The 6,551-nt window shown below is 69.8% G+C and carries 6 protein-coding genes; 4 read left to right on the forward strand and 2 right to left on the reverse strand.

The window, feature by feature from the left end:
• Window positions 1-57: 57 nt before the first annotated feature.
• The 4 genes from CA983_RS13435 to CA983_RS13450 all read left to right on the forward strand — a co-directional run bounded on the left by CA983_RS13435 (window position 58) and on the right by CA983_RS13450 (window position 4,140).
• Window positions 58-672, forward strand: a complete 615-nt coding sequence (locus tag CA983_RS13435) for a hypothetical protein (protein WP_086601123.1) — start codon at window positions 58-60, stop codon at window positions 670-672.
• Window positions 673-790: 118 nt separating this feature from the next.
• Entirely contained in the window at window positions 791-1,831 is a 1,041-nt protein-coding gene (locus CA983_RS13440; RefSeq protein WP_086601124.1) for a P1 family peptidase, read from the forward strand.
• A gap of 165 nt (window positions 1,832-1,996) precedes the next feature.
• Window positions 1,997-3,214, forward strand: coding sequence for a L,D-transpeptidase (locus tag CA983_RS13445; RefSeq protein WP_208636949.1), 1,218 nt, complete (start codon window positions 1,997-1,999; stop codon window positions 3,212-3,214).
• A gap of 179 nt (window positions 3,215-3,393) precedes the next feature.
• Complete coding sequence (locus CA983_RS13450; RefSeq protein WP_086601126.1) at window positions 3,394-4,140, forward strand: DUF6227 family protein; 747 nt, start codon at window positions 3,394-3,396, stop codon at window positions 4,138-4,140.
• Between the two features lie 10 nt (window positions 4,141-4,150).
• Here CA983_RS13450 and CA983_RS46215 read toward each other — a convergent pair whose 3' ends face one another.
• Both CA983_RS46215 and CA983_RS13455 read right to left on the reverse strand, forming a co-directional pair.
• Window positions 4,151-4,306 carry a hypothetical protein gene (locus tag CA983_RS46215; protein ID WP_158101862.1) on the reverse strand — a complete coding sequence of 52 codons (156 nt, stop codon included), beginning with the start codon at window positions 4,304-4,306 and terminating at the stop codon, window positions 4,151-4,153.
• Between the two features lie 116 nt (window positions 4,307-4,422).
• Window positions 4,423-6,474 carry a PTS fructose transporter subunit IIABC gene (locus CA983_RS13455; RefSeq protein WP_086601127.1) on the reverse strand — a complete coding sequence of 684 codons (2,052 nt, stop codon included), beginning with the start codon at window positions 6,472-6,474 and terminating at the stop codon, window positions 4,423-4,425.
• Between the last annotated feature and the right edge of the window lie 77 nt (window positions 6,475-6,551).

Consider the following 6,551-nt stretch of genomic DNA (forward strand, 5'->3'; position numbering starts at 1 on the left):
ACCGTCCTTGCAGTCGTAGCCCTCATCGTTTCTGTCCTTACTGCGGCAGGATCTTTCATGTACACCCACCAGCAGATGAAGGCTGCGAAGAAGGCCAATCAGCTCACCGAGCAGGCGCAGCGCGAACAAGCGCAGCCCTACGTGGTCGCGGACATCAGAGAGCGGGTGCCGGGATCGCAACTGCTGTGCTTTTTTATCGAGAACAGCGGCCCGACGATGGCGCGCGACGTACAGCTAACGATTGATCCTCCCTTGCGATCAACTCGCGGAGATGAGGCCACGGCCATACTGAACAATGCGGTGACGCGCAAGATTCCTGTACTACCCCCCAAACGGCAACTCATGTACTTGATGGACGTTGGGCACCAACTCTTCAGCTCAGACCTACCACACCGCTACACAGTAGTAGTCAATTGCTCCGGGCCGTTTGGTCCCGTAGAGCCGCTGACGTACACCATTGACTTGGATGTACTGAAGCATTCCCTGCTGAACAGGGAATCTTTGGAATGGAGCGCTCACGTCCTCGCTGAGGAGACCAAGAAGGCAAGGAAGGCGCAGGAAAAGCAGGCTGACGCCATGGATCGCCTCTTTCGTACGGCGGCGAATGAACTCGAAGCCCGGCGGCAAAGAAATAACGAACCACCGGAGATCAATCCGCCGGCGGACGCCTGAGGCCCTGGAGAGGCCCGCAGTGACCGCCTCCAGATCTCGTTCCAGACCGCTGAAGGGCTGACGGCGCCGACCGGCCGTGCACGCCCCCAGGGCCCGGGTCTGGACAAGACTGGGCGCCATGACAGTTGACGCTCTGGTGGACGCTCTGACGGATGTCTCCGGCCTGCGGGTGGGGCACGCGACCCGCGCCGGTGACGGCTGGCTCACCGGCACCACGGTGGTGCTGGCCCCGGAGGGCGGGGCGGTGGCCGCCGTGGACGTGCGGGGCGGTGGTCCCGGCACCAAGGAGACGGACGCGCTCGACCCGCGCAACGTGGTGCGGAAGGTCGAGGCGATCGTGCTGACCGGCGGCAGCGCGTACGGGCTCGACGCGGCTTCGGGGGTGATGGCCTGGCTGGAGGAACAGGGGCGCGGGATCCGTGTCGGGGCGGACCCGGCGCATGTCGTGCCGGTGGTGCCTGCCGCCTGTGTCTTCGATCTGGGGCGGGGCGGCGACTTCCGGGCCCGGCCGGWSGCSGCSWCCGGCCGGGCGGCGGTCGAGGCGGCCGCGGTGAGCGAGTTCGGCGCGCCGGTGCCCGAGGGGTGTGTGGGCGCCGGCACGGGGGCGGTGGTCGGGGTCGTGAAGGGCGGCGTCGGCGGCGCGAGCACCGTGCTCGGCTCGGGGATCACGGTGGCCGCGCTGGTGGTGGCCAACGCGGCGGGTTCGGTGCTGGATCCGGAGACGGGGGTGCTGTACGGGGAGTTGTTCCAGGGGCGGGTGGAGTACCCGGAGGCGCGGGTGCACGAGGCCGCGCGGCGGCGCCTCGCCGAGACGGCCGCGAGGAGCACGCCTCCGCCGCTCAACACCACGCTCGCCGTGGTCGCCACGGACGCGGACCTGTCGAAGGCGCAGGCGCAGAAGCTGGCCGGTACGGCACACGACGGCATCGCCCGCGCGGTGCGGCCGGTGCACCTCCTCAACGACGGGGACACGGTGTTCGCGCTGGCGACCGGGGACCGCATCCTGGACGCCGCGAACCCGCTCGCCCTCAACGAGATCCTCGCCGCGGGCGCGGACGTCGTGACCCGGGCGATCGTGCGGGCCGTGCGCGCCGCGGAGCCGGTCGACGGTCCGGGCGGGGCGTGGCCCTCGTACGGGGAGTTGTACGCGGGCCGCTGAACAGGCCTGCGGCGCACAGCCAGTTCACAGCGGGACCGGACTTTGTCGCGGTTCTGTCACGTGATGGCGTTCACCGCGCACGGACGGAACCCGACCGGCCGCCCGCCCCCTCTTCCCTCACGTACTGGAGCGGACCACGCACATCACACGAACTGGGAGCAGCCCGTGACAACGCCGGACATTGCAGCGCGGCGCAAACTGCTGGCCTGTGCCGCCCTGATGGTCGGCGCCCTGACGCTCACCGCCTGCGGTGGCAGCGCCAACGCCAAGGACGACGCCAAGGGTGGCGACGACTCGGCGAAGACGTCCGTCGCGAAGATCGCCATCTCGGCGAAGGACGGTGCGACCGACGCCTCCATCAACTCGACCGGCGTCAAGGTCAGTGACGGGAAGCTGACCGACGTGAAGATGACGGTGGCGGGCAGCGATCAGGCCGTACCGGGCTCGATCTCCTCCGACGGCAAGGCCTGGAAGCCGAAGGAGCAGCTGGAGCGCGGCACGAAGTACCAGATATCCGCGACCGCCAAGGACACGAAGGGCCGTACGGCCGCAGCGAACTCCATCTTCACGACGGTCACCTCGGCGAACAGCTTCATCGGCACGTACACGCCGGACAACGGCACCACGGTCGGTGTGGGCATGCCGGTGTCGTTCAACTTCGACAAGGCCATCACGAACCGCAAGGACGTGCAGTCGCACATCACGGTCACGTCCAGCAGCGGGCAGAAGGTCGTCGGGCACTGGTTCGGCTCCCAGCGGCTCGACTTCCGGCCCGAGGAGTACTGGAAGGCCGGCTCCAAGGTCACGATGAAGATCGACCTGGACGGGGTCGAGGGCACGAACGGCGTCTACGGCGTGCAGAAGAAGACGGTCACCTTCACCGTCGGGCGCTCGCAGGTCTCCACGGTCGACGTCAACACGCAGACCATGACGGTCGTGCGGGACGGCAAGACTCTCAAGACGATCCCGATCTCGGCGGGCAGCCCGCAGCACACCACGTACAACGGGCAGATGGTGATCTCCGAGAAGTTCGTGCAGACCCGGATGAACAGCCGGACGGTCGGGCTCGGCGGTGAGTACGACATCCCGGACGTGCCGCACGCGATGCGCCTGACGACGTCCGGCACGTTCATCCACGGCAACTACTGGTACAACAAGGGCAATCCGCCCTTCGGCCGCCAGGGCACCAGCCACGGCTGCGTCGGCCTGGCGGACGTCCAGGGCGCCGGGGGCAGCACGCCGGCCAAGTGGTTCTACGACAACTCGCTCATCGGCGACGTGGTGGTCGTCAAGAACTCCCCCGACAAGACGGTGGCGCCGGACAACGGGCTCAACGGCTGGAACATGGCGTGGAGCCAGTGGGTGGCGGGCAGCGCCTCGTAAGCGGATGAACGACCTCCCCAACTGGGGTTTTTGACGGGCCGACCGGGCCGCGCGGGAACTTTTCGCGCGGCCCGTGCGTTTTCCTGGACGTACGTTTTCTCGGTTCCCGGACATGATGTCCGACCGAGGGGCTACCGTATGCACCCACAAGGTGACATGCAGCAACGCCGGGAGAAACCTTGAGCGTTCCGTACGAGACGGCAGCGTACGAACCCCACGACTCGCCCGAGTCTCCGGAGGAGCACCTCGCGCGACTCCTCGGCCGCGCCCTGAACTCCTTCGAGCTGCCGGACGAGACGATAAGGCGGCTGGACTGCGCGCTGGCGTACGACGGTTCGCTGCACTCCGCACACCACAGCGCGGGCCTGCACCGGGAGACGTACCGGCACACGTGGCTGCTCGCCGACGGTTCGGCGCTCACGCTCTGGGAGCTCGTCCACAACACCGCGCCGGGCAGCGAGCCGCAGCACGAGGTGTACGTCGACGAGGAGGAGCTGCGCGCCGCCACCTCGCGTCTGCCGCTGCCGCCGGACACGCCTGACTTCGAACTGCCGGTGACGGTGCAGCTGTCCCCGGTCGCCGCGCCCCGGCACGCCTACGCCCGGGACGACTCGGCGGACCACGCGCGGCGTTTACTGCGCCGTGCGGAGAACGCGGACCGGCCGGGCGAAGACACGGCGGCCCTGCTGGCCACGGCGTCCGGTCACCAGATCACCCAGGCCTTCGGCCGCCCGTGCCGCGCGGSCCGGGCGGGGCTGGGCTACTCGCTCTACGAGCACGCGTTCCTGCTGCGCGACGGCGCGGAGGTCTCCCTCTGGGAGGTGGAGCACACGGCGACACCGGACGGACGGCACATGTGCGAGGTGTACGCCAGCGAGGACGCGGCGCGCGAGGCGATGGAGCGGCGGGCGGCGCAGCTCTCGTGATGCCGCAGTACTAGTCCCTGTCGCCGAGTCGGCGCACCAGCTCGGCGAAGGCGTCTCTCTCCTCCGGGGTCAGCTCCACGGACTCCGAGCGGTGACCTGTCTGCCGCTGTTGCGGGAGGGCGGGGAGGGAGTGGCCCTCGGGCCACCGGGAGACGTGCTCAGGCATGCGCCCAGTAGACACCACGGCCCGGGACTTCTGTCCCGGGCCGTGATTTTCGTGATCTATCTCGCAGGTGGCATGAACGGCTCACATACTCTGAAAGAGGGCGAACCTCAGCGGGCCTACGCCGCCACCGGCTGCTTCTTCTCCGCCGCCGGGGCGGTGCCCCCGCCGGGTGCCGGTGCGGCGCCCGGGGCCGGCTTGCGCAGGCCCTTGAGGACGACCACCAGGGCCGTGGTGACGCAGACGCCCGCGGCGATGGCGACCAGGTAGAGCAGCGGGCTGCCGATCAGCGGGACCACGAAGATGCCGCCGTGCGGAGCGCGCAGGGTGGCGCCGAAGGCCATCGACAGGGCGCCGGTGATCGCGCCGCCCGCCATCGAGGCCGGGATGACGCGCAGCGGGTCGGCCGCGGCGAACGGGATCGCGCCCTCGGAGATGAAGGAGGCGCCGAGCACCCAGGCGGCCTTGCCGTTCTCGCGCTCGGTCTGCGTGAAGAGCTTGCCGCGCACGGTCGTGGCGAGGGCCATCGCCAGCGGCGGGACCATGCCGGCCGCCATGACCGCCGCCATGATCTTCATCGCGGAGTCGCTGGGGCTGGACACCGCGATACCGGCGGTGGCGAAGGTGTAGGCGACCTTGTTGACCGGGCCGCCGAGGTCGAAGCACATCATCAGGCCGAGGAGGGCGCCGAGCAGGATGGCGTTGCTGCCGGACAGGCCGTTCAGCCAGTCGGTCATGCCCTTCTGCGCGGAGGCGATGGGCTTGCCGATGACGACGAACATCAGGAACCCGACGATCGCCGAGGAGATCAGCGGGATCACCACCACGGGCATGATGCCGCGCAGCGCCGCCGGGATGTTCACCTTCTGGATCGCCATCACCACGCCACCGGCGATCAGACCGGCCGCGAGGCCGCCGAGGAAGCCGGCGTTGATGTTGAGCGCGATCATGCCGCCGACGAACCCGGGGACGATACCGGGCCGGTCCACCATGCCGTAGGCGATGTAGCCCGCCAGGACCGGGACCAGGAACCCGAAGGCCACGCCGCCGATCTGGAAGAGCAGGGCCGCCCAGCTGTCGGCCTGCAACCACATGAAGTGGTCCATCACCGACGGGGCCTTGTCGACCTTGTAGCCGCCGATCGCGAAACCGAGGGCGATCAGCAGACCGCCCGCCGCGACGAACGGCACCATGTAACTGACGCCGGACATCAGCCACTTGCGCAGCTTGGTGCCGTAGCCCTCGCCGGACTCGCCGGAGCGCTCCACGGGAGTGGCCGGGGCGGAACCGGAGGTGACCTCGCCGCGGGCGGCCTTCTCCCGGACCTCCGCGATGAGTTCCGCGGGGCGGTTGATGCCCGCCTTCACACCGACGTCGACGGTCGGCTTCCCGGCGAAGCGTTCCTTCTCCCGTACGGGCACGTCGTGGGCGAAGATCACGGCGTCCGCCGCCGCGATGACCGCCGGGTCGAGCCGGGTGAAGCCGGCCGAGCCCTGGGGCTCGACGGTGACCTCGACGCCCGCCTCACGGCCGGCGTTCTCCAACGACTCGGCCGCCATGTAGGTGTGGGCGATGCCTGTGGGGCAGGAGGTGACGGCGACGATGCGGAACGGGCGCTCCCCCGCGTCAGCGGCGTCGTCGGCGTCGTCGGTGACCGTGGCGGCGGCGGGAGAGGCCGCTCCCGCCGACGCCACGGGGTCTTCGGAGGCTGCCGCGGCGGGCTCGCCGGGCTCGTCGCCGCGGATCAGGGCCGCGGCGGCCGCCGCGTCGCCCACCGCGCGCAGGGCGTCGGTGAACTCCGTGTTCATCAGCTGCCGGGCCAGCGACGACAGGATCGTCAGGTGGGCGTCGTCGGCGCCGGCCGGCGCGGCGATCAGGAAGATCAGGTCGGCGGGGCCGTCCGCCGCGCCGAAGTCGATGCCGTCGGCGCTGCGCCCGAAGGCGAGCGTCGGCTCGGTGACGTGCTCGCTGCGGCAGTGCGGGATGCCGATGCCGCCGTCGAGGCCGGTCGGCATCTGGGCTTCGCGGGCGGCCACGTCGGCGAGGAAGCCGTCCAGGTCGGTCACCCGGCCCAGGGCCACCATGCGCTCGGCGAGGGCACGCGCCGCCGCTTCCTTGGTGTCGGCGGACAGGTCGAGATCGACCAGGTCCGCGGTGATCATGTCGCTCATCGCGGGCTCCTTAGCACGCGTATCGCCCGGAAAGTCGGATGGGCGGGGGGAGGGGACGGGGATGCGGTGGAGGGTGA

The sequence above is a fragment of the Streptomyces swartbergensis genome, assembly GCF_002148965.1.
In the GTDB taxonomy this organism is placed as follows: domain Bacteria; phylum Actinomycetota; class Actinomycetes; order Streptomycetales; family Streptomycetaceae; genus Streptomyces; species Streptomyces swartbergensis.